At 51.1% G+C, this 25,807-nt stretch carries 29 protein-coding genes; 15 read left to right on the top strand and 14 right to left on the bottom strand.

Translation table 11 applies throughout. The features are described 5' to 3' along the window. The first annotated feature begins 14 nt into the window (after positions 1-14). Positions 15-266 (top strand): hypothetical protein, encoded by a 252-nt coding sequence (locus HRM2_RS08870; RefSeq protein ID WP_015903670.1) that lies wholly within the window; start codon positions 15-17, stop codon positions 264-266. Here the strand turns inward: HRM2_RS08870 and HRM2_RS08865 are convergent. The 9 genes from HRM2_RS08865 to HRM2_RS26575 all read right to left on the bottom strand — a co-directional run bounded on the left by HRM2_RS08865 (position 263) and on the right by HRM2_RS26575 (position 9,024). Beyond that, positions 263-2,077 (bottom strand): M48 family metallopeptidase, encoded by a 1,815-nt coding sequence (locus tag HRM2_RS08865; RefSeq protein ID WP_041273803.1) that lies wholly within the window; start codon positions 2,075-2,077, stop codon positions 263-265. The genes HRM2_RS08870 and HRM2_RS08865 overlap by 4 nt on opposite strands. Position 2,078: 1 nt before the next feature. Beyond that, positions 2,079-2,654, bottom strand: coding sequence for an NUDIX hydrolase (locus HRM2_RS08860; RefSeq protein ID WP_041273162.1), 576 nt, complete (start codon positions 2,652-2,654; stop codon positions 2,079-2,081). Between the two features lie 82 nt (positions 2,655-2,736). Beyond that, complete coding sequence (locus tag HRM2_RS08855) at positions 2,737-3,243, bottom strand: hypothetical protein (protein ID WP_015903667.1); 507 nt, start codon at positions 3,241-3,243, stop codon at positions 2,737-2,739. Positions 3,244-3,260: 17 nt separating this feature from the next. Further along, positions 3,261-4,241, bottom strand: coding sequence for a flotillin-like protein FloA (gene floA, locus HRM2_RS08850; RefSeq protein WP_015903666.1), 981 nt, complete (start codon positions 4,239-4,241; stop codon positions 3,261-3,263). Between the two features lie 149 nt (positions 4,242-4,390). After that, positions 4,391-4,873: an NfeD family protein gene (locus HRM2_RS08845; protein ID WP_015903665.1), complete on the bottom strand. Its 483-nt coding sequence runs from the start codon at positions 4,871-4,873 to the stop codon at positions 4,391-4,393. After that, positions 4,870-6,369: an NfeD family protein gene (locus tag HRM2_RS08840; protein WP_015903664.1), complete on the bottom strand. Its 1,500-nt coding sequence runs from the start codon at positions 6,367-6,369 to the stop codon at positions 4,870-4,872. The genes HRM2_RS08845 and HRM2_RS08840 overlap by 4 nt, the downstream gene beginning before the upstream one ends. 118 nt (positions 6,370-6,487) lie before the next feature. After that, on the bottom strand, positions 6,488-7,135 hold the full coding sequence (trhA, locus tag HRM2_RS08835; RefSeq protein ID WP_041273802.1) for a PAQR family membrane homeostasis protein TrhA: 648 nt from the start codon (positions 7,133-7,135) through the stop codon (positions 6,488-6,490). A 126-nt stretch (positions 7,136-7,261) separates the two neighbouring features. Next, the gene (locus tag HRM2_RS08830; RefSeq protein WP_041273161.1) at positions 7,262-8,770 is read right to left on the bottom strand and encodes a B12-binding domain-containing radical SAM protein; all 1,509 of its coding nucleotides are present in this window, start codon (positions 8,768-8,770) and stop codon (positions 7,262-7,264) included. Further along, positions 8,761-9,024 (bottom strand): hypothetical protein, encoded by a 264-nt coding sequence (locus tag HRM2_RS26575; protein WP_041273160.1) that lies wholly within the window; start codon positions 9,022-9,024, stop codon positions 8,761-8,763. The genes HRM2_RS08830 and HRM2_RS26575 overlap by 10 nt, the downstream gene beginning before the upstream one ends. Positions 9,025-9,447: 423 nt before the next feature. Between HRM2_RS26575 and HRM2_RS08820 the strand changes: the two genes are divergently transcribed. The 4 genes from HRM2_RS08820 to trpCF are packed head-to-tail and all read left to right on the top strand — an operon-like array spanning position 9,448 to position 13,982. Then, positions 9,448-10,941 carry an anthranilate synthase component I family protein gene (locus HRM2_RS08820; RefSeq protein ID WP_015903661.1) on the top strand — a complete coding sequence of 498 codons (1,494 nt, stop codon included), beginning with the start codon at positions 9,448-9,450 and terminating at the stop codon, positions 10,939-10,941. Then, positions 10,935-11,504 (top strand): anthranilate synthase component II, encoded by a 570-nt coding sequence (locus HRM2_RS08815; protein WP_015903660.1) that lies wholly within the window; start codon positions 10,935-10,937, stop codon positions 11,502-11,504. Before HRM2_RS08820 ends, HRM2_RS08815 begins: the two co-directional genes overlap by 7 nt. Positions 11,505-11,506: 2 nt before the next feature. Continuing rightward, complete coding sequence (trpD, locus tag HRM2_RS08810; RefSeq protein ID WP_015903659.1) at positions 11,507-12,526, top strand: anthranilate phosphoribosyltransferase; 1,020 nt, start codon at positions 11,507-11,509, stop codon at positions 12,524-12,526. A 1-nt stretch (position 12,527) separates the two neighbouring features. Continuing rightward, the gene (gene trpCF, locus HRM2_RS25970; RefSeq protein WP_015903658.1) at positions 12,528-13,982 is read left to right on the top strand and encodes a bifunctional indole-3-glycerol-phosphate synthase TrpC/phosphoribosylanthranilate isomerase TrpF; all 1,455 of its coding nucleotides are present in this window, start codon (positions 12,528-12,530) and stop codon (positions 13,980-13,982) included. 1 nt (position 13,983) lies between these two features. On the opposite strand, the gene HRM2_RS08800 is transcribed toward trpCF, so the two are convergent. Then, complete coding sequence (locus HRM2_RS08800; protein ID WP_015903657.1) at positions 13,984-14,676, bottom strand: LysM peptidoglycan-binding domain-containing protein; 693 nt, start codon at positions 14,674-14,676, stop codon at positions 13,984-13,986. 103 nt (positions 14,677-14,779) lie between these two features. Here HRM2_RS08800 and HRM2_RS08795 point away from each other — a divergent pair, with 103 nt between their 5' ends. Further along, on the top strand, positions 14,780-15,634 hold the full coding sequence (locus tag HRM2_RS08795) for a formylglycine-generating enzyme family protein (protein ID WP_015903656.1): 855 nt from the start codon (positions 14,780-14,782) through the stop codon (positions 15,632-15,634). Between the two features lie 19 nt (positions 15,635-15,653). Here HRM2_RS08795 and HRM2_RS08790 read toward each other — a convergent pair whose 3' ends face one another. Continuing rightward, a complete protein-coding gene (locus HRM2_RS08790) occupies positions 15,654-16,559 on the bottom strand; it encodes an alpha/beta fold hydrolase (protein ID WP_187149350.1) in 906 nt (301 codons plus the stop codon). A gap of 260 nt (positions 16,560-16,819) precedes the next feature. Between HRM2_RS08790 and HRM2_RS08785 the strand changes: the two genes are divergently transcribed. The 5 genes from HRM2_RS08785 to HRM2_RS25965 all read left to right on the top strand — a co-directional run bounded on the left by HRM2_RS08785 (position 16,820) and on the right by HRM2_RS25965 (position 20,332). Continuing rightward, on the top strand, positions 16,820-17,068 hold the full coding sequence (locus tag HRM2_RS08785; protein ID WP_015903654.1) for a hypothetical protein: 249 nt from the start codon (positions 16,820-16,822) through the stop codon (positions 17,066-17,068). Further along, positions 17,068-17,583: a YfcE family phosphodiesterase gene (locus HRM2_RS08780; RefSeq protein WP_015903653.1), complete on the top strand. Its 516-nt coding sequence runs from the start codon at positions 17,068-17,070 to the stop codon at positions 17,581-17,583. The genes HRM2_RS08785 and HRM2_RS08780 overlap by 1 nt, the downstream gene beginning before the upstream one ends. 145 nt (positions 17,584-17,728) lie before the next feature. Beyond that, entirely contained in the window at positions 17,729-18,565 is an 837-nt protein-coding gene (locus HRM2_RS08775; RefSeq protein ID WP_015903652.1) for a substrate-binding domain-containing protein, read from the top strand. 16 nt (positions 18,566-18,581) lie between these two features. Further along, entirely contained in the window at positions 18,582-19,268 is a 687-nt protein-coding gene (locus tag HRM2_RS08770) for an ABC transporter permease (RefSeq protein ID WP_015903651.1), read from the top strand. Then, on the top strand, positions 19,268-20,332 hold the full coding sequence (locus tag HRM2_RS25965; protein ID WP_015903650.1) for an energy-coupling factor ABC transporter ATP-binding protein: 1,065 nt from the start codon (positions 19,268-19,270) through the stop codon (positions 20,330-20,332). Before HRM2_RS08770 ends, HRM2_RS25965 begins: the two co-directional genes overlap by 1 nt. Here HRM2_RS25965 and HRM2_RS08760 read toward each other — a convergent pair. After that, a complete protein-coding gene (locus HRM2_RS08760; RefSeq protein ID WP_015903649.1) occupies positions 20,329-20,940 on the bottom strand; it encodes a TetR/AcrR family transcriptional regulator in 612 nt (203 codons plus the stop codon). The genes HRM2_RS25965 and HRM2_RS08760 overlap by 4 nt on opposite strands. Continuing rightward, the gene (locus tag HRM2_RS08755; RefSeq protein ID WP_015903648.1) at positions 20,918-21,373 is read right to left on the bottom strand and encodes an iron-sulfur cluster assembly scaffold protein; all 456 of its coding nucleotides are present in this window, start codon (positions 21,371-21,373) and stop codon (positions 20,918-20,920) included. Before HRM2_RS08755 ends, HRM2_RS08760 begins: the two co-directional genes overlap by 23 nt. 156 nt (positions 21,374-21,529) lie before the next feature. Between HRM2_RS08755 and HRM2_RS08750 the strand changes: the two genes are divergently transcribed. From HRM2_RS08750 to HRM2_RS25095, 4 genes are all read left to right on the top strand, one after another. Continuing rightward, positions 21,530-22,558: a potassium channel family protein gene (locus tag HRM2_RS08750; RefSeq protein ID WP_015903647.1), complete on the top strand. Its 1,029-nt coding sequence runs from the start codon at positions 21,530-21,532 to the stop codon at positions 22,556-22,558. Between the two features lie 27 nt (positions 22,559-22,585). Then, on the top strand, positions 22,586-22,975 hold the full coding sequence (locus HRM2_RS08745) for a YbjN domain-containing protein (protein WP_015903646.1): 390 nt from the start codon (positions 22,586-22,588) through the stop codon (positions 22,973-22,975). A gap of 123 nt (positions 22,976-23,098) precedes the next feature. Continuing rightward, positions 23,099-23,800 (top strand): PspA/IM30 family protein, encoded by a 702-nt coding sequence (locus HRM2_RS08740; RefSeq protein WP_015903645.1) that lies wholly within the window; start codon positions 23,099-23,101, stop codon positions 23,798-23,800. A gap of 15 nt (positions 23,801-23,815) precedes the next feature. Next, positions 23,816-24,367 (top strand): DUF4178 domain-containing protein, encoded by a 552-nt coding sequence (locus HRM2_RS25095; protein ID WP_015903644.1) that lies wholly within the window; start codon positions 23,816-23,818, stop codon positions 24,365-24,367. A gap of 46 nt (positions 24,368-24,413) precedes the next feature. Here the strand turns inward: HRM2_RS25095 and HRM2_RS08730 are convergent, their stop codons facing one another. Then, positions 24,414-25,775 carry an acyl-CoA dehydrogenase family protein gene (locus tag HRM2_RS08730; RefSeq protein ID WP_015903643.1) on the bottom strand — a complete coding sequence of 454 codons (1,362 nt, stop codon included), beginning with the start codon at positions 25,773-25,775 and terminating at the stop codon, positions 24,414-24,416. Between the last annotated feature and the right edge of the window lie 32 nt (positions 25,776-25,807).

The raw sequence follows: 25,807 nt of genomic DNA, 5'->3' as shown, positions 1-25,807 counted from the left end.
TTGATACCAGACCCATGAATGCCTATCCCTCTGAATCCCCAAACAGCCCAAACGCCAGATCAATCAAACGCCAGATCAAATCAAGAGCCAGATCAATCAAGAGCCAGATCAATCAAGAGCCAGACAGGCGCTGTGCCGGGGACAATATACCCGGACAAATTTACCTTGAATTCATGGGGCAGCCCATTGATCCAGCCCTTGAGGCTCTGCTTAGAAAAAGCAGGTCAAAAACTGCCCACGACCATAAACAAGGAAACGCCTATTAGTTTTTAAACCGCTGAACCTGGGCCAGGTAATACTTCCGGCGATCTTCGGCCTTTTCAAGGGCTTCCATGGATGCCTTCAAAGCTTCACGACTAAGGCCGTTTCGCCAGCACGCTTCGGCATAGGTGTCAAGCACATGGGCGGGTCTGTCAACCTCCAGGGCCCTCTGGGCAAGGGTAAAGGCACGTTCAGGGTCCTGAAACGAGTCATCCTTGCAGGTGACCAGAAGCCAGGCAAGATTGTTGAGAGCGTGAAGATTCCGGGGCGCTATTTTAAGTACATTTTCATAGGCCTGAATGGCCTTTTCAAACATCTCCTTCCCATAGTAGTAATCACCGATCAGGGTGTAGGCATCGGCATTTTCAGGATCAATTTGAAGCTCCTGAAGTAAAAGCCGTTCGGTAAGATAACTGTCAAGCACATCCCTGCCCTGGCCAAAATTAATAAAATAACCAGCAAACACCACAACCACCATGGCCATGGCGTAGCCAACAATCATGTAACGAACCTTTCGGTCATGTTTTTTCACAACCCTGGGATCAAGCTCGCATCGTTCGAGAAAATTAATACGCTGGGTGATGTTAAAATGATGCCAGTTTGGCCGATCCGGTGAGGTGCGGCTGAACCTTGCAATCTTGTAAAAGGTATCGATCAGGGATCTCCCGCTGCCCAGAAGTGAAAACACATAGGTGTCGGCCTGGCGTTCGAAATTACGCATGAAAAACCCGAACACAAACCTGAAATAAAGGATAAAAAGCAAAATAAGAATCAGGCTGAAAACAAGCGTGGAGAACGTTTCCTGTTCCATGCCGACAAACGAGACAAACCAGGACAGGGGATCCATGGCATAGACCAGAACAAGCAGGGGGTCAAAAAGAGCATATACGCAGGCTATATAGCCAGCAAAGAAAAAAAGATAAAAATGGATGTGATGCTTTTTTACATGCCCGATTTCATGGGCGATGACCGCATCCACCTCACGTGGGGTCATGAGAGAAACAAGGGCAGGCGTGACAAGGATATAGCGAAACCTTGAAACAAGCCCCATCACCCCCGCCGTTATCATGGAACCGCCAAAAAGCTCCCATTTGAGGATGTCAGCACAACCGATGCCGGCAAGATTGCAAAGGGATTCGATCCGCTCCCTTGTGGGGCCGGGATCAAGGGAGGAACATCCCCACAGTTTCTGGATCAGAAAAGGTCCGAATGAGGCCACAGCAAACAGAAAAAAGATCACATACAATATTTCTCCCAGGGGTGTTGCCAGAAAGGTTCTCGGTCCCTCAAAGGGAAGAATTTGAATAAAGTCAGCCATGATCGAAAGAAGAAACCAGGGAAGAAGGGCCGGGAGGGAAAAAGAGATGTTTGAGAGTACAAAGCTCTTTTTTGAAACCGTTCCGGAAAAGAATTGTTTCTGAACGCCCCAGGCCGAAGTCCAGACAATGACAAGGTACCCGAGAAAAACCAGGAGAAACACGAGCGCCTCAAGGGTTGGAAAGACCTCAAAAGGTGGAAAACCGGCAAGGGCAAGTTTGAGTTTCAGGATGTAAAGGTCAGCGGCAAAGACAAAAAGGGCAAGGATGGAAAGGCGTGACAGGGTCTGCTCCAAACGGGTGTCAAGCAGCACGCCTGTGCCAGGGGAAGTTCTTGCCGCAAGCCGCTTAAACGAGATGTGGCAGACAAGGGCAAACACCATTGCCAGAACAAGGGCAGATACCAGGGCATTATCAGGCATGGCAGCAGAAGCACCCGGATGCTCGCAGGTGGTGTACAGAATCAGTGCCACCAGAAAATAGATGAAATTTGCAAACATGTTAAATTCTGCCGGCAGTTGCAAAAGTGGAAAGAATAATCCAGGTTTTTACGTCAAATTTAAGATCTGGTGTATTTAAAAGAGATGCTGCATCCTCCTTTGACAGCATGATCACCTCAATATCCTCGGATGCCTCGTTTGCAAGGGTGCTTGGCTCGCCCTGGCACTCGGCATACACCAGGGAGACAGACTCGTCCGTCATGCCGGATGAAGAGTATACAGGGGGACTCTGTCTCAGGACATTCACCAGGGTGAGTCCTGTCTCCTCCCAGAGTTCTCTCGTTGCCGCCACCACACTCTTTTCACCCTTGTCCACAAGCCCTGCCGGGAACCCGTACTGATATCCCCCAAGGGGCACCCTGAACTCCCTGATGATCACCAACCGCTGTTTTTCGATATGAAAAGGCACAACCACCACAGCATCGGGAACGGGTGTATTACCGGCACAGGGTTGGGGATTATTTGACCTTGAGGCAAATATCCAGGATTTTTCGCTGTCCCTTGTATCCCTGTATCGCATGGAAAAAAGGTTGAGATGGGTAAAATTTGTCTCTTTCTTCAACGCCAGTATATCCACAGTCAAACTCCTTTTGATAAGACATAAAAACTTAACATATGGATACATGGATTTTTTTCAAGGAGCAATAAACAGATCTCCATCAATTTTCCCAGGGCCTTTTCTCCTGTCGGATGGCAAGGGGCGGGGCAAGAATCTCCGACCAGACAACGGCGCTGCGGATCTTTTGTCGGCAGGGCCGAATATCCACCCCCAAACGGCAGGTTTTTTCTTTTTTTTTCCTGATCCGCTGCCTGGGCAGTTCATGTTTTACACCGGCAACCATGGGAATGCTGGGTTCTTCTTTCCAGAGAAGATCACTCTCCCCGTCGGGAAGATCAATCATGTCCTGGGGCTTGTCGGGTTCAAGGATAGTTGTCCGGGCCTTTTCAGCCTCGATTCTGAACTGCTGTTCAAGCTCTGAGAAAAAAGATTTAAGGCGTTCTCCCAATTTTAGAAACAGTCCTGGCACCCTGGGTGCCGTATCTGGAACCTTTTTGGAGCCCCCCTCCTTGCCTGGAGCCGCACCTTTTAACCCGCGTCGCTTTAAAAGAATCAGCGCCACATACACGACCATCACAAGGATGGGAACAATATTTTCAAATTTCACGGGGTCCTCCTGGAATCCTAGGGCTGATCTGGGTCATCCTTTTCCGGTGTGGCAATGGACTGCCTCATGTCGGTATCGGAAACAATGTTTTTCATGCGATAGTAGTCCATGATGCCAAGATTTCCCTGCCTGAACGCCTCGGCCATGGCAAGGGGCACCTGGGCCTCGGCTTCTACCACCTTAGCCCGCATCTCCTGGACCCTGGCTTTCATCTCCTGCTCCATGGCATAGGCCATGGCACGGCGTTCCTCAGCCTTTGCCTGGGCAATTTTCTTGTCTGCCTCGGCCCTGTCGGTTTCAAGTTCTGCACCGATGTTCTTGCCCACATCCACATCGGCAATATCGATGGAGAGGATCTCATAGGCCGTTCCGGAATCCAGCCCCTTGGAGAGAACAGTTTTGGAGATGAGATCAGGATTTTCAAGCACCATCTTATGGGAATTGGCAGACCCGATGGTGGTGACAATCCCCTCGCCTACCCTTGCCAGGATAGTTTCCTCACCTGCCCCACCCACCAGCCGGTCAATGTTTGCCCGAACCGTCACCCGGGAGATAGCCTTAAGCTGAATACCGTCCTTGGCCATGGCGGCGATAAGTGGTGTTTCAATCACCTTGGGATTAACACTCATCTGCACAGCTTCAAGAACATTTCTGCCGGCAAGGTCAATGGCGGCAGCCCGGTTAAAGGGAAGATCTATATTAGCCTTGTCTGCGGCAATCAAGGCTTTGACCACCCTTGAAACGTCACCGCCTGCAAGGTAATGGGACTCAAAATCGTCGGTTGAGATCTCAAGCCCGGACTTGACTGCCATGATTTTTGAGGTGACAATCAGCTTGGGGGGGACCTTTCTAAAACGCATGAACACGATGTTTAAAAGGCCAACCCTTGCCCCAGACACCAGGGACTGCACCCACAATGAAATCGACGAACCAATAAAAAAAAGCACCACAATACAGGCAATGACCAGCAGAATAACAACAATGGTGGTAAACTCCATGACAACTCTCCTTATAAACGATTTTAAACGGCTTTAAACAGTTTTTAACGACTTTTAATGGGGTCACACGCACATGATTCATGATGCCTGTCCATGGCAGAAGAATCAGTCTTGCTTGGACCGGGGGTGCAAACGGTCACCCTGATGATTTATTTTTCCACACGCTCACGCACAATGATCTGATTGCCGATAACTCCATGGACGACAATGGGGGTCTGTTTTGAGATATACTCTCCCCGGGTGACTACATCCACCCGTTTTCCATCAATCATGGCAAATCCAGCAGGCCGAAGATCGGTTTTTGACAGGCCGTTTTTTCCAAGATATCCCTCAAGCCCGGGCTCCTGGGAAATGACCCCCTTGGCTTTTGACAGAGTGGCGTTAAGTGTGACGGGCGATTTTGCAATCATCCTCAACCCCACATATATGAGCACAGGAATGATGATCATGTCAGCCAGAACAAAAAGCATACCTGTTCCCGGTGAAAATTGCGTAAACGCAATATAGAGTGAATATCCGAAAACCAGGGCCGCCAGAATGGAAATAATCCCCCCTGACGGGATGATGATCTCGGCGATGATGATGGCAACACCCACCAACTGGAGAACAATGGGGACAGTCAAACCACTCATTTTTTCTCCTCTGCTGTAACGATAAGGCGGTTGCCCTGGATCATGGCAACAAAAATCAGGGATCCCTGTTCAATGAACTCACCCTGGGACACGGCGTCAAAGATCTCGCCATTGATCTCAACTTTACCGGCAGGACGCAAAAAAGTGGCGGCAACGCCCCGGTCTCCAACGCTCGCCCGCCTGATCTCCATGGAATCGGCATGGGAATCTTTGAGTGTGGCATCAAGATAGGGTCCGGCAATGACCCTTGAGAGCCGGGGCAACAAATAACGGATAACGCCAAGGGCAATGAAAAGCCCGGCAAGAAACGAGGCAAGCACCTGGATCAAATTTGCCTTTAAAAGCTTGCCCTGCCAGGGAAGGTCTGGATCTGGAATGACAAAATCCTGGAGGGCCAGAACCATGCCTGCACCCATGAGAATGAGCCCAAGAATGCCGGATATGCCAAAACCTGGCAGAACAAAAACTTCCCCTGCAAAAAAAAGCATACCTGCGACAATGAGAAGAAATTCCGTGTAACCGGCAAGGCCCACTATGTACTGGCCGGCGAACACAAAGCCAAGACAGACAATTCCCACAAGTCCAGGCAGGCCAAATCCCGGGGATTTGATCTCCGTATAGAGTGCCCCAAGACCGATAACCATGAGAATGGGGGAAATTTTGGTGAGGAACCTGAAAAAAGTTTCTGACCAGCTCTCTTCAATGGAGACGATCTCGTAGTTTGAAACACCCATGCGCTCGAGCATCTCCGCAACGGATCCCACGGTCATCCGGGAAAAACCAAGACGCTCGGCCTCAATGGCATCCATGGTTAAAAGTTCGCCCTTTGAAATGATAGTCTTCCTGGCTGTAATGGCTCCTCGTTCATCGTCGGTGAGATCCTCATACGCCCTGGAATCAATGTACCGGGTCTGCCCTGCCTCGGTGACCTCATAAACGGCAATGTGGTCACTGACCATGGCCTCGGCCAGGGCTTCCGGATAGTTGTTTCGCTTGGCAAGGGATCTGAACTTAGCCCTGAGGGGGGACTGGAATTTCTCACCCATCATCTTTGGGCCTTCACTTGAATTCATGATCGGCGCGCAGTCACCGATGGTGGTGTGGTCCTTCATGACAAGATCATTACAGGCAAGGGAGATCAGGGCGCCTGCAGATATGGCTTTGTTGACGACAAAGGCGATGGTCCTGCCCTTGGGAATATTGACAATGAGATCCACAATGGCCAGGGCTGAATCCACCCGGCCCCCAAAGGTATCCATCTTGAGTACAAAGAGTGCAGCAGGTGAGTCGTCCACGGCAAGGGCTCTCTCCAGAAAGGCTGCCATACCCGGCTCCACAGGGCCTTCAACCTTGATTTCGTACACCTTTATTTTATCAGTTTTTTCCCCATCTGTTCCAGTCACCCGGGTCTGAAAGGTAACAATGATAAAAATGGGCAAAAGGATGATCCAAAGGATGTTCAAGAAGGCATGGCTCTTTTTTTTGCTGGGGTTCATACCCCAGATACTACCAGAGGCAAAGGCCCTGTCAAGGAAATTGAGATAGGTGCCCAGTGACGCAACGAGGAATGCAGCGTAAAAGACAGGAGATCTGGGAAAATTCAGATTAGGAGCCTTACATGGGGGTCAGGTATCGAAACACCACCCAGAAGTGGCAGATGCTTCCGGCAAGAACAAAGAAATGCCAGATTTCGTGGAATCCCAGGATGGCGGGCCAGGGGTCAGGTCGTTTCACCCCGTAGATCACGGCCCCGAGGGTGTAAAAAAAGCCTCCCAGACCAAGCCAGAAAAGGCAGCCCGTGGAAAGGGTCACGACAAGGGGATAGACGGCAACCACGCACAGCCACCCCATGGTAAGGTAGATGACCGTTGAAACCCATCTTGGAATGTTGATAAAAAACACCTTGAGAACAATTCCAGCAAGGGCCATGCCCCACACCGTTCCAAAGAGGCTCCACCCCCAGGGTCCCCGCAGGGGAACAAGGCAAAGGGGGGTGTAGGTGCCTGCAATGAGCATGAAAATCATGATATGGTCAAGGCGCTTGAGGCGTAAAAGCCCAGTGGGGGATAGATGCAGACTGTGGTAAAGCGCACTTGCCGTATACATGAGCACAAGGGCAAGGCCAAAGATTGAAAATGATACAATGTGCCACACCCCGGCATTGAGGGCAGCAACAACCACAAGAAGGGTAAGTCCGACAACGGATGCCAAGGCACCGGCCATGTGGGAAAAAGCATTGATGGGTTCGCGGGGTATAAACATGGCGCCATTATAGCGCAATGATCCCACGTTACAAAGGGATAAACTCTGTTTTACATTTGTTTTACGCAAATTCAACAGTTCGCGCATTAGCAGGTAAAGGTCTTTTGAGTCATTGTCCCTTCCGCATCAGGTCCTGATAAACATGGCGTGGTTGGAGGTAAAAAACGGAGGGTCCCTCCTCAGGATCGGGGCAATGGCAGGATGTTTTTTAAATCGCCGTTCAAGGAAATGTCTCACCTTTCTGCGATCCCAGCCAAGGGGATGGGTAAAGCTCAGGTAGAGGGAAAGGTCCCCCGCGTAGAAATCATCGGTCTCAAGAAGGGCCGCATCTTCACTGAATCGCGGCAGATTGAAAATTGCCGTGTTTAAAAAACCGATCTCCCGACTGTGGTCAACGACAAAGTCCAGGGTCTTTTCAGCCGCTGATTCCGTCTCAAAGTTTGTGCCGAACAACAGGTAAACATAGGTGGTGATCTTGGCCTGTTTGAGGGCTGCAAGCACCCTGGCAGCCAGTTTAAGATCAGTGCCCTTACCCATACGGTCAAGCACGGTCTGATCTCCGGATTCAAGGCCGAGCTTGAGCATGCGGCATCCAGATCGGTAAAGGGCCGAACAGAACACAGGATCGGTAAGATCCCGGGTGAAACGCACAAAGCCATACCAGGTAAAGGGAAAGGTGTGGCCTGCCATGGACCGCAAAAACGAGGGACTGAGGGCATCGTCGACAAAATGAACATGGTCGGGCCGGTGTCGGCGGCAAAGGGCGGTAAGGTCCTCCAGAATATCCTGGTTTCGTTCAGGGCGATAGCGTCCCCCTTCAGCCGTTTCAGGACAAAACCGGCATTTACTCCAATAACAGCCCGTGGCCGTTCTCAGGGGCAGGATGCGGCCCGGCGCAAGGTATCCGTCCCAGTCACAGAAGTCAAAATCAGGGGTGTACCGCTCTTTGATGTCGGGCTGGACACCAAAGAGTTCAAGGAGCGCCCGTTCCCCGTTTCCTTTGACCATGAGGTCAACCAGGCTTTCAAAGGGGTTGTTCCACAGGGGACTGCTCATCCATGAAGTGACAAGTCCGCCTCCCATGATGATCTTGATGTCGGGAAAACGCGACCGTATCCACCCGGCAAGGGCAAAGGCCGTAAGGGCCTGGCTTAAAAAACAGACTGAAATTCCGATGAACAAAGGACGGATGGATTCAATCCTCGGGGCAATAAGGGTCTCGAAATACGAAAAAAAGGGGTTATCGGAAAAGGTTTGGGCCGAAGCCAGAAGATCCCGGCTGTTTACGGGGCTCAGCAAACCATCCCCATAATCGGCAAGGGTCAGCCGGTACCTTGAATCAAGGGGGGATGAAACGACCCGGTTGAGATCCATGACCCTTTGGCGATAGCGATCTATGGCGTTGTACAGGGCCGGATTCCGAATGTCCGCCAGATTCCGGTCCAGGTGGGCAACGGCTCTTTTGGTCCACCTGTCCGAAGGGTGATTATTGGCTCGGGCAAACACGATCTGGGCCTCAAGATTGGCATCAATGACCGTGCAGGCAAGGTTGTGCCGCTTGAGGGCGCCAGCAAGAAGGGCAACACCTGCCGGGGGTTCACAGGCTTTTCCCCATGGGGGATAAATCAGCAGCAAACCAAATCCTTTGCCAGTCTCTTGATTGGCAGATGAGTGATAAACAAGGAGCGCATCTTTTCTGTGCATCCCCTGGCAAGGGCACTGGTCACCATCTCCTGTCTGGCTTCAATCCATGGAAACATGGCGGTAAAATATTCGTCAAGGGTCTCATCCATGGACTTTCCAGCCACCTGGGGCAACTTGTGGAAAGAAGCAAGACTGACACTGAAATTTCTATAAATGGACGTCGAATAGCCCGGTTTTTTGTTCAAGAAAGCGACCTTTAAATGTTAAATATCCACCCCACAGGATGGGTTTATGTAAAAATCCCCATTGCGGTTTTTCAAATTTCTTTGTGACCCGGATCAAGAACCTTGGCCAATGCCAAAAGAAAACGTTTATTATGAATATTTTTCGTTATTCCTGTCAAGCCCTAATAAGACCCACAGGCGATTCCAAGTTTCAGAAAACAGCCGCGCACATTGTTTCTATCAAAAGAAACAATGTGCTTGACACGTTAAAATCACAGTTGTATTCTGCGAGCAGTAATGACCCTTAAATTTACACACAAAGGAAATTAAAAAAACGTTTATAAACAGAACACAAAAGGACTGCGGCAGCCTAAAGCTTCCCGGTCTTTTTTTATTGACCTCTTTAACGGGGACGGATTTAAAGCCTGCCCCGGGGAAAAAAACATGATTCTAGACCAATTCCCGAGCAGGGATCGATTTATTGAGCTTGCAAAAACCAGCAACGTTGTTCCCCTCTGTACCCAGATCCTCGCAGATACGGAAACCCCCGTCTCTATCCTTGAAAAATTCTACCACAAGGACGCCTCGTTATTTCTCCTGGAAAGCGTTGAAGGTGGAGAACACTGGGCACGGTACAGCTTTCTCGGCATCGGGGCCCACAGTGAGGTCTGCGTTTTTTCAGACCATGTCCGGGTCGAGTCCCAGGGGAAGACGCAAACCATCCCCCACAACAACGCCCCCCTCACCGTATTAAGGAAGCTGACCCAGGCCTACACCCCCTGTGAAATGCCTGAACTGCCACGATTCTGGGGCGGACTGACCGGGTATTTCACCTACGAGATGGTCGGATTTTTTGAAAAAATTCCCGTGGCGCTTCCCCCTGACACCCCCTACGCCCGTTTCATCATTCCCGATGCCATGGTCATCTTTGACACCCTTAAGCACACCCTGACCCTTGTAAAAATCGTCTATCTTGAAGATAACCAGGACAGGGGCGCAGCCTTTGAATCGGCCAAAACAGACCTTGATGCCCTGCTAGAGAAAATCAGCGTCCCAAAAACAACCACACAAGCCCTCCGGGGCTCCGGTCAGACGCCCGGCTTTCTCCCACTGATGGATCCTGCCACTTATATTGAAGGGGTGAAAGCCATCAAGAAAAAAATCGTTGAGGGTGAGATCATCCAAGCTGTCTTTTCCCAGCCCTATGTCTGCAAAGCCCCGGTTGATCCCGTTACCCTCTACCGGGCCCAGCGCTACATAAACCCCTCTCCCTACATGTTTTTCATGAATTTCAAGGGAACCACCATCGCGGGTTCATCCCCGGAAACCATGGTCCGCTTGGAGGGAGGCACGGCAACCCTGCGGCCCATTGCCGGAACCCGGCCAAGGGGTGCAACAGAACAGACGGACAGGAACCTTGCAGACGAACTGCTCAAAGATGAAAAGGAGAGGGCAGAGCACCTCATGCTCGTTGATCTTGGGCGAAACGACCTTGGCAGGGTTGCCGAAACCGGCAGTGTCCAGGTCACCGAACTCATGGTGGTGGAACGATACTCCCACGTCATGCACCTTGTCTCGAACATCCGTTGCGACCTGCTTGAAGACCTTGACGCCTGGGACCTTTTACGGGCAACCTTTCCTGCGGGCACCCTTTCAGGGGCCCCCAAGGTCCGAGCCATGGAAATTCTGGCAGCACTTGAAAACCGGCCAAGGGGTATCTACGGCGGAGCTGCAGGATATATTTCCTTTTCAGGCAACATGGATCTTGCCATCACCATCCGGACAGCCGTAATCGAGGACGACCGGGTGACGGTACAGGCCGGGGCCGGTATTGTGGCAGATTCTGATCCCCAAAAAGAACTTGAAGAATGCAGGAACAAGGCAAAAAGCGTCGAGCGGGCCATGTCCCTTGCCCTTAAAGGAGGTGCCCCATGTTAGTTGCCATGATCGACAACTATGACTCGTTCACCTTTAACCTGGTCCACTACCTGAGGCAGACCGGAGCAACCGTGGAGGTGTTCAGAAACGATGAAACAACCATTGAGGCACTTGGGGCCATGGGACTGGATGCCATTGTGGTCTCACCAGGCCCGGGTCGACCCGAAGGGGCCGGCATCAGCCTGGATGTATTCCGCCATTTTTCCGGTAAGCTGCCCCTGCTTGGGGTCTGCCTCGGCCACCAAAGCCTGGCCGCATCCTTTGGCGCAAAAATCGTACCGGCAAAGGCCATCATGCACGGCAAAACCTCGTCAGTCACGGCAAACGGCACCGGGATATTCAAGGGACTCAACAAACCCTTTGCCGCCATGCGCTACCACTCCCTTGCCGTTTCAAAGCAGGGCCTGCCCGACTGCCTTGAGATAACGGCAGAAACAGCGGACGGCGAAATCATGGGACTTGCCCACAAAACCCACCCCACCCAGGGGGTTCAGTTTCATCCAGAATCCATCATGACAACCGTGGGAAAACGACTCATCAGAAACTTTATCAAGGGGATATGAATATGGCATTCACAAATCATCTCAATCAAATCATCAGGAGAGTGGACCTGACCGCCGACGCCATGGCGTCCATGGTGTCGGAAATTTTCTCCGGCACCATCACCAACGCCCAGATCGGAGCCTTCATGGCAGCCCTGGCCACCAAACGAGAGACTGCGGACGAGCTTTACGGTGCAGCCCTGGCCATGCGAAGAAAGGCTGCAAAGATCCAGACCCTGGAAAAAAAATGCGTTGACACCTGCGGCACGGGCGGGGACGCCTCAGGTTCGTTCAACGTTTCCACGACCACGGCCTTTGTGGTGGCAGGATGCGGCGTCACCGTTGCAAAGCACGGCAACAGGAGCATCTCAAGCAAGTGCGGCAGCGCCGACCTTCTTGAAGCCCTGGGGGTGGTCATTGACCTTGACCCTGAAATCGTTGAAGAAGCCGTAAACGAAATCGGCATCGGTTTTCTGTTTGCCCCCAGGTTTCACGGGGCCATGCGCCATGCGGCTGGGGCAAGAAAAGAGGTGGGCATCAGGAGCATATTCAACATGCTCGGACCGTTAACCAACCCGGCAGCGGCAAGCTGCCAGCTCCTCGGCGTGTTTGATCCAAAACTCACCGAAATGTTTGCCCAGACCCTCAAGCTTCTGGGCACCCACAGGGCCCTTGTGGTCCACGGCCACGACGGCATGGACGAAATCACCGTGTGTGCCCCCACAAGGGTGAGTGAACTCAAAGATGGCATGATCCGCTCCTACGACCTCGATCCCCTTGACTTTTTTGACCACTATGCCGATCCCTCAGAACTTAAGGGGGGAGATCCAGCCATGAACGCAGCCATAACCACCGCCATCCTGAAGGGTGAAAAGGGAGCAAGGCGCAACATCGTTCTCATCAATTCGGCCGCGGCCCTCATGGCCACAGACAGCGTCGAGGATCTGGCCCAGGGCATCAAAATGGCTGAAACGGCCATTGATTCAGGCCGTGCCATGGACAAGCTCGGGCAGCTGGTCACATTCACCAGGGAGAACAGTTAGGATGGCAGTCACAGGTTTTTTAAAACAGGTGAAGGACCTTAAGCAGCAGGAGGTTGCACACCTTACCGCTAAGGTTGACATGGGCAGTCTAAGGGCCCTGGCTGAATCGGCAACGCCTGCTGGCAACTTTCTAACAGCCCTGGGTCAAAGCACCCCGGCAAAAGTCGGCATCATCGCTGAGATAAAAAAAGCATCCCCTTCAAAGGGCCCCATCAGACCGGACCTTGATCCCTTTGAACATGCCCGGCGCTACACCCGGGGAGGGGCCCGGGCCATCTCAGTTCTGACCGAATCAAATTTTTTCAAGGGCAGCCTTGCCGACCTTGAAGCGGTAAGAAGGGCCACCCATCTGCCCATCCTCAGGAAAGACTTTATCTTTTCCGAGTTCCAGATTTACGAGGCAAGGGTCGCAGGGGCTAATGCCGTGCTTCTCATCACCCCCCTCATGGATCCGGGCGAGCTTGCGGCCTACATAGCACTTGCACGGGAAATAGGCATGGAACCCCTGGTTGAGATCAACTCGGAACGCCAATTTGAAACCGCGGCCAAGGCCGGTGCCACCCTCATCGGGATCAACAACCGCAACCTTGAAACCCTGGAGACCGATCTTAAAGTGGCCCAACGCCTGGCCCCCTTTTTCTCCCAGGACCTGATTCCCGTTGCGGCAAGCGGAATTTCAGCCAGAAGCGATATCGAAGCAGGCATTGGTTCGGGAATTGTCAATTTCCTGGTGGGAGAAAGTATTGTAAGGGCCCAGGACACTGAAGCGTTTATCGGTGAACTCCTTGGAGAAACCGACCGGGACACAGCCGCCCAAACGCCCCTGGTAAAAATCTGCGGATTGACTGATCCGGATGAGGCGGTCCAATGCCAGGGCCTTGGCGCAGACGCCATTGGCCTTGTGTTTTACGAAAAAAGCCCCCGTCACCTTTCCATTGAACAGGCCCAAAAGATTACCCGTGCCCTGCCCCGGGAAACCATCACCGTGGGGGTCTTTGTCAATGCAGACCATGGATATATCATGGAAAGAGTCACAGCCTGCAATCTCAGGGCCGTCCAGCTACACGGCCAGGAAAGCCCCGAACTTGTCAAGGCCCTTGCCCGGTCCGGCATTTGGGTCATCAAGACCCTTTTTGCCCAGCAGCAGCCCGGGTTTGACATGGCAAGGGCCTATGAAGATGCCTGGGGCTTTCTTGTGGAAGACGGCAGGGGAACCCTGCCTGGGGGCAATGCGCGGCCCTGGGAGTGGAACAGGGCCGCCAGAATGGAAACAACGGCCAGGACCCGATTGATCCTTGCCGGTGGGCTTGACCCCGACAATGTTCAGCAGGCCGTTAACGACGTTGGACCGGACATGGTGGACGTAAGCTCAGGGGTTGAACGCGCCTATGGCAAAAAGGACCTCAAACTGGTGAAAAAATTCATCCAGGCAGTCAAAGGAACAGCCAAAGTATAGACTACTTAACCACAAGATCATCCCCGGGAAAGATGTCTGTCTTGTCCGTCAAATGATTAAGGGTTCTGAGCTTTGCCACTGTAGTGTTGTACTGTCTACTGATGCTGTACAAGGTCTCTCCCTTTTTGACCTTATGGACAACGGCCGCTGCGACCGCTTTTGAGGGCACGGATTTTGATATGGCCTTTTTAACGGAAGGGGTTTTAACCGCAGCCGCCTTTGGGGGGGAACTGGATTTAACCTGGGAGTCAAGACGCCTGTCAAACCCGTCTATTCGCCGCTCAAGAACCGTAAGCCGGTTTGAAACAAGATCAAACTTCATTGAAAGGGCCGCTTCGACCCTTTCAACCCTTGCCTTGTAGGAATCAAGGGAGGGGGGGGAAACAGGCGTGGACCCGGCATCTTTTTCCAGCCCGGCCACAAGGGATTCAAGACTTGTCAAGCGCGCCTCAAGGGATTGAATGTCACTCCCGGGGGCGGGGGTGGCATCAATGGGCTCGTCCCGGCCTGTCATGAAAAACAAAATAAACACAATCACGGTGATGATACCTGCCCCGATTAAAACAACCGACAGGTCACTCTTTTTTAGAAGAGATGTTGTTTTTTCCGGCTCATCGTCCCCGGTTGTCCTCAGGTTCTGCCTTGCCCCAAATGTTGACGGGGGATTATCCTTTGTATCATTTGCCTTTACCATGGTTTTTCTCCTCTTGTCTCACGTGGAAATCTGTAATATGTACATACCCATGTTGCAATGATTTATCAACCTTGAAATGATCAAGGATTTAAAAGGATCACCAATGGCACAGCGCATACAATCCGGATGCACCCTATTTTTGACCCTCTTCTGCCTTTTTTTCCCCGTCAAAGCCATGGGTGAGATGGTGACCAATTCCCTCGGGATGCGGTTCATTGCCGTTCCACCGGGCCGATTTACCATGGGAAGCCCAACGTCTGAGCCAGGCCGTGAAAGGGTGGAAACCCTTCATACTGTCGTGATCTCAAAAGGATTTTACATCCAGGAGACAGAGGTGACCCAGGGCCAGTGGAAACGACTGGTGGGGTTCAATCCGTCAGCCTTTCCAAAATGCGGAGAGAACTGCCCTGTGGACACGGTTTCATGGGAACAATGCATGGAATTCATCCGGGTGCTCAACCAATATGAACAAACGACAAAATACCGCCTGCCCACGGAAGCCGAATGGGAGTATGCGTGCAGGGCCGGCAGCACAACGGCCTTTACCAGCGGCCCCCTCACGCAAACCACCTGCAAGCCCCTTGATCCTGCCCTGGACAGCGTGGGGTGGTACTGCGCAAATTCCGGGTATAAAAATCCCCCGGACGATCTTCGGCCCCATCCGGTGAAGACCAAAAAACCCAACAACTGGGGCATATACGACATGCATGGTAACGTTCAGGAATGGTGCCTTGACGCCTGCAAATGGCGGGATCTTTTCAGGGGACGGGTGGGAGCCACCACAGACACCTATCGAGACAATATTGTGGATCCGCTGTCAACCAAAGGAGATCGCAGAATCTTCAGGGGCGGCGGCTGGCACCAGACGCCGAAATACTGCCGAAGCGCCTACCGAAGCTACTATAAACCCGTTGCAAAAAGAAACAGCCTGGGTTTCCGCATCGTCAAAGAACGGTGATTAACCGCCAAGACAAACATCAGGCAGTAAAAGCATCAAAATGCTTCCAGAAGGCCCTTCGGATTCCGTCTGTCTCATGGAGAATCTCGTGACGGGCATTGGGCAGACAAACTAACCGGCAGTCCGGCAAGTCCCTTGCCATGCGCCGCTGAGCCGCGATCGATACCACCCTGTCCTCGTCTGCACTGACAAGCATCACCGGCGTCCCAATCTGCCCGGCATATGATTTTACCTTGAGCAGTTGAATCGAGTCAAAGGCAGCCTTGAGCCATGCATAGGTCACATCCCCCAGGGCAAGGTCCGGTATTTGTGCGATGAGTCGTTCTTCATGGTTGAACCGCTCCAGGTCATGGGTCAACCGATTGGTATCAAAACAAACTTTGCCCGGGGCGTAATTGGTTCCGCCCAGGACATAGGCCTCGCCAAATCCTGCAGCACAGGCGATTTTTGCAATACGCCTTGCTGCAAAGGAAGGAAAGGGCAAAGTGACAATATCAATCATGGGAGAGACAAGAACGGCCCTGGAAAAGGCATGGGGGTTGTCGTGCATGAATCTCAGGCCCAGGTGACCGCCCATGGAGTGGGCCAGAAGTGTGACGGGAAAATCAAGGGGAATGACGATCTGCCGGTAAAAAACGGCAAGATCCGCAAGATAATCCTCAAAGGTTTTAACATATCCCTTTTGCCGGTTTTCAAGCTCTCGAACGGACAACCCCTGCCCCCGCCAGTCAAAACTTAAAACCGTGTAACCCCTTGAAACAAGTTCTTCTGCAACTTCGACATATTTCTCAAGAAACTCGGACCTTCCGTTCAGGAGGAGAACAACCTTGTTTGCCCCTGTATCAGAACCATCCAGCCGACCATACCGCAACCGATGGCCATGGGCACCATAGAACCAGTCAATGTCAAATCCGTCGTTACCCATACCTGACAAATCCGCTCCTTTTAAAAGGGTCTTTTTCAACCCGGTTAGGGGCTCAAAAATTTTAAAAAACACCAATAGGGCGCTGGATTTTAATTTTTCCAAGTCCCTTAGGGTTAGCATTGATACAGCAACCCGATTACGTTATAATGATCAAATTGAAAATGCAAACCAAACCCGCACCAGGAAACAAAAAAAGGTTGATCTCCCGACCCTGTTGTGGGAGTTTAAAAATTTAAACAAGGGGAGCGTTAAAAACAATCATGGCACAGGACACCCACAATTTCATCCAAAACTACACAGGGCTTGGCGCCTTTGGCATGGACAGAAAAACCGATCAGGAGACCATCATGTTCTATCTTCAGAAGTTTTCAGAAGACAGGTTCATGGCAAAATTCATCCCAAGGCTTGATCAGGACGAATTACAAGAGATCTATATTTTTATCAACAAAATGCTCAAACAGCACCTGTCTGAGAATGAATACCACAACCTGTTTTTAAAGGACCGCTGATGTTAGGGAGACTCATTGTTACAGCCGATGTTCACGGACGTTACGCCACCTGGCAAGTGATCAGGTCCATGGTGAAAAAAGATGACATCCTTGTGGTGGCAGGGGATCTTTTTGATACCCGGTACGGCCGACTCGGCCCTGATTTCAGACCCCAGACAATCAAAGAGGAGGCTACGGCATTGGGAGACCGGTTTCACTATGTCTACGGCAACTGCGATGTTCCGGCCTTTTGCCCGGGTTACCATTATGAGCTTGAGTTCACATACAGCGGAATCAACATTCTCCTGATCCATGGACACGCCCCCATCGCCAATTTACCTCGCCACACAAACCTGGTGATCCAGGGCCACACCCATGTTCCAAAACTTGAAAAAAAAGAAAAATTCGTCCATTTCAACCCGGGTTCTTTGGCTGTTCCACGGGTTAAGGCCTTCACCTACGGAATCGTTGAGAACAACCGGGCAACCCTCATGGATTTTACGACAAACACCCCTCTTTTCTGGATAGACCTGTAAGTATATGTCGCGTTAAGTTGCCCGAATCAGAAGGACTTTTAAAAATCAAATTTCCCATTGACATAGAACCCATTAAAACCTATAGATTCAACAACTGAATCTTTTTTATTTACCAACCACACAAATACAACCAAGGAGCACCCTGATGAAACGAACCCGTTTATCGTTCAAAACCCTTATTCTCTTGATGATGATCACCATAATCCCGTTATCAGCGGCAACGGCCCAGGAAAAAAAGCTGATGATGGCCACCACCACAAGCACGGACAACACAGGGCTTCTGGATTATCTCATGCCCCTGTTTTCAAAGGATACCAATATTGAGATCAAGTGGACCGCAACGGGAACGGGCAAGGCCTTAAAGCTTGGCGAGCGCTGCGACGTGGATGTGCTGCTCGTCCATGCCCCTGCAGCTGAAAAACGCTACATTGATGCAGGATTCGGCAAAGACCGGCGCGAAATAATGTACAACGACTTTGTCATCATTGGCCCGGCAGCAGACCCTGCCCAGGTTAAGGGAAAAACCGTAAAGCAGGCCCTTGAAATAATCCGGGACAACCAGTCCCTGTTCCTGAGCCGTGGGGATGATTCAGGCACCAACAAAAAAGAGAAAATCCTCTGGAACCAGACCGGCAAACCCCTTCCTGAAAAAGAAAACTGGTATATCCAGACAGGCCAGGGCATGCTTGCCACCATCAATGCCGCTGAAGAACGCATGGGCTACACCATGACGGACAGGGGTACCTTTATCAAATACCAGTCCCAGAAAGGGGGTACAGCCCCCCTCCAGGTACTTGTTGAGGGAGATGCCATCCTTTTAAACCAGTACAGCGTCCTCACCCTGGATCCAAAAAACTGCCCTAATGCCCAATACGACCTTGCCATGATTTTTTCCGACTGGATGGCCGGAGAAAAGGCCCAGACCCTGATCAAAGAGTTTAGACTCCTGGGTCAGCCGCTGTTTACCCCGAACGCCAAATAGGACGACCCCGCTTAAAATGGATTTTATCCTTGCAGGGCTTGCCCAGGCCTTTGGGCTTCTTGCAACCGGCGACAGTGCAACCTGGAGCGCCGTGCAGGCAACCTTGAAAGTATCTACCTGCTCCATGCTCATGAGCATGGCAGCAGGTCTGCCCCTGGGATTTTTGCTCGGCTACTTTGATTTCAAGGGCAAACGCCCCCTGCGAACGGTGCTTGACACCCTTTTAGCTCTTCCCACGGTTTTTATCGGCCTTCTGGTCTACGCCTTCATATCAAGCCGGGGACCGCTTGGCGATTTCAACCTTTTGTTCACCCTGGGGGGGATTGCCGTGGGCCAGACCATTCTTGCCTTTCCCATTGTAACGGCACTTACGGCGGCCACCATCGAAGGAATGGATCCTCACCTGAAACTGACCCTCATCTCCCTTGGGGCAGGTCGGAAAAACATCATCGCCACCTGCCTGTGGGAGGTTCGGTTCGGCATTCTTGCCGCAGCAGTCACGGCCTATGGCAGGGTCATGACCGAGGTGGGCATCTCCATGATGGTCGGCGGCAACATCAAGTGGCACACCCGGACCATTACCACGGCCATTGCCCTTGAAACAGGCAAGGGAATGTTTGCCAACGGCATCGCACTGGGTCTGGTGCTCATCACCATCGCCTTTGCCGTCAACCTTTCCCTGTCATTCCTGAGAAAACAATAATGCAGCCGGCCCTTGAATACCGATTCAAACAAGTTGCCCATTATTATGGAACCCACAGGGCCCTTGAGATTAAATCCCTGGATATTGCCAAGGGATCCATCACCGGCCTTGCCGGTCCCAACGGAAGCGGCAAAAGCACCCTTTTAAAGCTCATGACCTTTGCTGAACAACCCACCCGGGGTGAAATTTTGTTCAATGGCAAACAAGGACAACTCTTTTCGCCAAACGTAAGGTTTAAAATCAGCTTGCTGACCCAGAAGCCCTATCTTCTCAAACGAACGGTATATGACAACACGGCCTATGGATTAAAGATTCGGGGCACAAGGGACAACCTCAAGGCAAAGGTGTCGGACGCCCTTTTAAAGGTGGGCCTGACGTTTGACGGTTTTGCCCAAAGGCAATGGCATGAACTCTCAGGAGGAGAGGCCCAGCGGGTTGCCCTTGCCGCCCGCCTTGCCCTGCGCCCCCAGGTCCTTCTGCTGGACGAACCCACAGCAAGCGTTGATCTTGAAAGTGCACAACTCATTCGCCAGGCTGCCTTTGCGGCAAGGAACGAATGGGGAACAACCCTTGTCATTGCAAGCCACGACCGCCAGTGGCTTGACGAGATCAGCGAAACCACACTCCATCTGTTCAACGGTAAAATCATGAAACCCGGGATTCATACCATGGTGACCGGTCCCTGGACACGGCAAAACAATGGCCTTTTTTCAACACCCCTTGGCAACGGCCAGCTTTTTATTGCCCCTGTCCCGCCGGAAAAAGATGCCCTGGGACTGATCGACAACCTTGATATCCATGTTGAGGTTGAACGGCCCGCAAACAGCCCCAAGACCCCAGATCATTGTGACCCCATTAACGGATCTGGATTCACAAACCGGCTCAAGGGCATTGTCACCCACCTGATGCTTGATCAAAAGGCCAGCAGGATTGCCGTGACCATCCAGGTAGGTGACTTCATATTTACCCCCCGGCTTGACCGGGAGATGGTTGCCTCTCTTGCCCTTTATCCGGGCAGCCATGTTATCATATCTGTGGATTCAAACCACCTGACCTGGCTTTAAACACCAATCCCCTTTCCGTCGCTCATGATAAGCAAAGAAAGCTTATGAATATAACCCCGCCGCTCCTGATCTGTATAACCGGGAAAACGACGAAATGTCATGACAATACCTGACAGGGATGCAAAAAAGGCGCGGATGTGCAGCTGGGTCAGAGCCTCTTCCCCACCGGCAAGGGTCTTTACAACCTTTTCAAACATTTTTAAAAAATGAAGCTGAACTGCACCAAATTTTTCGTTTACTCCAGGAGTTTCATCCCCCCTCATCAAAAAATGGCACATCATCTGAAAGGTCGGTTCGTTGTCCAGAAAATAGTCAACAACGGCAAGGGTCAACGCCTCAAGCCCCTCGCCCCTGACCATGCGCTCGTTGAGAAGGATTTCAATCTTGTTGATGTCAATGAGCAATGCCTCAATAAAGAGATCATCCCGGCTTGGAAAATAACGATAAAGAGACGAGGCCGACACCCCTGCCGTACCGGCAATGTCACGCATGCTGATGTCCCAGAAATTTTTTTCACGAAACAACTCCGTCGCTGCAGTAATGATCAAGTCTTTTCTTGTTTCCCGCTCACTCTCCCTAAGCAGTTCAAACGATGATATCCTGCCCATCGATGGCATTCTCCTTTGTATTGACTGTATTAACATGTTTTGATTGTCTGGCAAGATCCTTTAAAGCAAGATAAAAGGCACCAACAGCAAGCTCTGCACAATGGGTGTCGTGGGCCGGCAAGGTCTTGAGAAAGGCTGAGACATCCTCATGGGTAATGTTCCATGCCGCATCCACCGTTTTTCCCGTTGCAAGGTGAACCACAGTATTGGCACAGGCATTGGTATTTTTGCACCCGTCAACGTCATAGGTGATCGAGGTGAGCACCCCGTTGGTTGCCATCAGAAAAAATTCCACCGTGTCACCGCATTCACCGGTTCGTCGACCATGGCCGTCGGGATTTTCCACCCGTTCTTGAAAGTCTGTTTTAAAAGCCATTTCAAGGTATTCAAGCGAGTGGTCCTGCCAGAAATTCATTTGAGTTTGTTCATTCATATCTTTTGCTCTTTTATTAATCCTTTTATTAATTATGGGGATAGAACACGGTATAGTATCACCATCACAACGGGTTTACAAGCGCCCGGCTCCAAAATCAATTTCCTTGAAATTATCAAAAAAAACTGACAATAAAAAGGGAAAAGGAGTAAAATTATGGTTCACGTTTTTTCTGCACTAGCACGTTTCTTTAATCTACTGAAACGTGAAAACATTCACCGGGTTCTTTTTTATGCAGTCTTTGTCCTTTTTTCAGGAAGCCTGCTGCTCATGTTTTTTGAAAAAAAGACGCCCTTCATTGATGCCCTGTGGTGGTCCATTGTCACCATGACAACCGTGGGTTATGGTGACGTTTCACCTGCAACCCCCGGCGGAAGAGTTATCGGCATCTTTGTGATGCTCTCCGGCATCGGCCTTATCGGTCTTTTAACGGCAACCATTGCAGGCATGTTTATTGAAAACAAGTTCATGGAGAAACGAGGGATGAAGACAACCGATTTAAAGGAACATTTTATCATCTGCGGCTGGAACTATCGTGGAGAGACCATCATCAGCGAGATGAACCAGGATGCCAAGAGTGAAACCATTCCCATGGTGATCATTGCAGATCTTGCCGAAACGCCCTGCGTTCAGGACAATGTTTTCTTTGTCCGGGGTGAAATCGACCAGAAGACCCTTGCCATGGCAAGCGCAGACAAGGCTTCGGTTGCCATCATCCTGTCCGACGACACCCTCGACACCTATGCCAAGGACGCCAAAACCATTCTTGCCACCATGTCGATTAAGAATCTTGTGCCGGATCTTTACACCTGTGTCGAACTCATGGACCCCAAAAACATGGAACACCTCAAACTTGCACGGGCAGATGAAATCATTGTGGTTGGAGAGATCTCCACCAACCTCCTTGTCCAGGCCGCCCTTGACCACGGTGTGACCCGGTTTGTCAGCGAACTTGTGAGCAATAGATATGGAAATGAGCTTTACAAGATCACAATACCGCCTTATCTTGTGGGAAATTCTTTTTTCACGGCCATGTGCCGGCTCAAGGAACGAGAAAACATCCTCTGCGTCGGGGTTGAAGATGCATCAGGCAAAAAAACGACATCTAACCCTGACAATGATTATGTATTAAAAAAGGACGATTCCCTCATGGTTATTGCAGAACAGCGGCCAAAGCTTGCCTAAACCAAAAGATATCTTAAGGAGACAAAGATGGTAGATAAATTCAACCTGATCAAGGGATTTTTAAACGACATGGAGATCTCTATCACCAAGGAGGACAAGGCAGAAGAGCTCGTCATTGTCGAAGATGAAGAAAACGGCATTAAAAACCTGGTAATCGACTGCGAAGCACCCATTGTTGTCCTTGAACAGGTAATTATGAAGGTTCCCCAAAACAAAAACACCCTTTACAAGCGGCTTTTACAGCTCAACCGTGAGCTTGTCCATGGCGCCTTTGTGGTGGATGAAGCAGAAACCTACATCATATTCAGGGACACCCTGCAGCTTGAAAATCTTGACAGAAACGAACTTGAAGGGTCAATCCATGCATTGACCCTTGCCCTGTCGGAATACGGCTCAGAACTGCTGGAATACGTCTGACTGGAATACCCATGAACTGAACGGTTCCATCATGGGAATAAACTCCCGGCTGTAACCGGCAACGATTCCTGAAAATAAAATCAATCAACAAAAAATATTTCCATAATCCAAGGAGAAGCATCAATGTCATTTTTCAAACGACTGTTCAAGGTGGGCGAATCCCAGGCCCACGCCATGATAGATAAAATGGAAGATCCCATTAAGCTTACAGAACAGGGCATCCGGGATCTAAAAAAAGATCTTACCGCTGCCATGACAAGCCTTGCCGAAGTTAAGGGGGTTGCCATCAGAACCAGAAAAGAGGCTGACAAAAAGAAAAACATGGCCCAGGATTACGAACGAAAGGCCATGCTGCTGCTCCAGAAAATGCAAAACGGCAGCATGGATGCGGCCGATGCAGAGCGCCTTGCAACAGAGGCCCTGAACCTGAAAGAGCAGAGTCTGGCGGAATCGGTTCGCCTTGGAACCGAAGCCACGGCCCATGAACAAAGGGCTGCCGGTCTTCAGACCCAGGTGAGCAAGCTCAAATCCACCATCACCTCCTATGACAACGACCTGATCACCCTTAAGGCCCGGGCAAGAACGGCCCATTCCACCAAAAAAATCAATGCCCAGCTTGCAAACATTGACAGTTCATCCACCATTGCCATGCTGGAAAAGATGAAGGCAAAGGTCGAGGAAGACGAATCCCTGGCCCAGGCCTACGGCGAAGTGGCTGCAGCCGATGCCGGAATTGACTCGGAGATCGACAACGCCCTGGGCAGCACTTCACCCGGCGCATCAACCGATCTTCTTGAACTTAAAAAAAGGATGGGGATCTCCTGATCCCCGGGTAAAAAAATGGGATTAGGCGATTTTTTTAAACGAAAGTTTGCATCCAAACAGGCCGATGATGTGGATCCTGTTTCCGGGCTGAGCCTGGAACGAATGAAAACCGGATACTATGTGGATTATGACATGAAGACCTGGCAAATCGTATCCACCAACCGCTATGACTGGGGAGAAGAAGACCTCACCCATGAATGGCAGATGGAGAGCCACGATGAAACCCTGTTTCTCGAACTTGAACCCGACGACGAGAACTACTGGACCATCAGCCGGAAACGATCATTCAGGGACCTTGACCCAGACGTGAGGGCTGCCATCACCCAGTCAGATGATCCTCCCAATGAAATTAAATTTGAAGGAAAGCAGTTTTTTCTGGACGAAACCGGAGGCGCCCTCTTTTTCAAGGACAATGCCCCTGGCCGGGAGGTCTTCAAATGGGACTATGCCGATGATTCAGGCGACTATTTCCTGACCATTGAGCAATGGGGAGAAACCGAGTACGAACTCAGCGTGGGCAAGAAAGCCGAAGAGTACCAGTTCTCCAACATCCTGCCCAATGCCTGACACCCCCAGGGACGCTTCCATGGAAGCGTCCCCTTCCCCACCAGAATCATTCGGCTGGTTTTTCCTGGTCTGCCCTGGCCTGTTTAAATGCCTTGCCCGGAAAAAAGCAGTAGGGGCACTCTTCAGGAGGCTCGGCACCGTAATGAACGTGTCCGCAGATCCGGCATCGCCAGCTTTTCTCTCCTGCTGCCCCTTTGGCTGATTCTTCTGAAGGGTTTTGGTCACGGTGGAGGAGCAGATCTTCCAGGGGTGGCATGACCGGCTTATACCCGCCCATGAGATAACCGGCAACAATCATTCTCTGAACCTCACTGGTTCCTTCATAGATCCTGAGCAACCGGGTATCCCGGTAGAGTTTTTCCAGGGGAAACATCTTTGTATACCCGTATCCACCCAAAATCTGAAGGGCCTCGCTGACCACTTCAATGGCTGTTTCCGTGGCGTAGAATTTGGCAATGGAAGCGTTCAGAGTCGGGTCGACCCCATTATCAGCTTCCCAGGCGGCCTTCCAGACCAACAGCCTGGAGGCCTCAATCTTCTGGTACATTTCAGAGATTTTAAACTGAATGGCCTGGAAGTCACCGATCTTCTGGTCAAAGGCCCGGCGCTTTTTTGCGTAATCCATGGCATATTCCATGGCCGAACGGGCCGCTCCAATGGCAAAGGCGCCAATGACCGGCCTTGTCCGGCTGAAGGTTCTCATGGACAAAAGGAACCCCTCCCCGGGTTCGGCCAGAATATGATCTTTGGGCACCCGGACATTATCGAAATGAACGCCCACGGTATTGGAACTTCGCTGGCCCATTTTAGGAATGGGTTTTCCCACTCGGATGCCAGGCCATTTGCGGTCAACAAAGAAGGCACAGATTCCCTGGTGTTTCTTTTCAGGATCAACCGTGGCAAAAATACTGAAGTAATCAGCAATGCCACCATTTGTGACCCAGTATTTGGTTCCGTTGAGGATATAATCCTCGCCATCCGGCCGGGCCAGGCAACGGACAGACGAGACATCAGATCCCATGGTGGGCTCTGACGTGGCAAAGCTGATGAGCTTGAACTCTTTGGCAAACAGGGTGAGGTATTTTTCTTTTAAAAATTCGTTGGAGGACAGAATCAAGGGCTCCATCCCCAGGGAATTGTCAAAAATGGACGTTGCCATTCCCGGACAGGCCGACGAGATTTCTTCTGTAATAATCGATCCCTCGACTATTCCAAGCCCCTTACCGCCATAAGCTTTGGGGATATCGCTGTTGGAGAGGCCGGCGTCAAAGGCTCGTTCCAGGATATGCAACGGGGTTTCATCCCTTGCATCATAATACCAGGCCTGGGGCAGAACAACTTCAAGGGCAAATTTCCTTGCTTTTTCCTGAAGTTTGAGCTGGGTTTTTGTCAGGTTAAAATTGAGCATAACAGTGGTCTCCTCGGCGGAATTATTTCAAA

Origin of the sequence: Desulforapulum autotrophicum HRM2 (assembly GCF_000020365.1) — a bacterium.
GTDB classification, from domain to species: Bacteria; Desulfobacterota; Desulfobacteria; order Desulfobacterales; family Desulfobacteraceae; genus Desulforapulum; species Desulforapulum autotrophicum.
The sequence above is the reverse complement of the archived record's forward strand: the minus strand, read 5'-3'. Positions and strand labels throughout refer to the sequence as shown.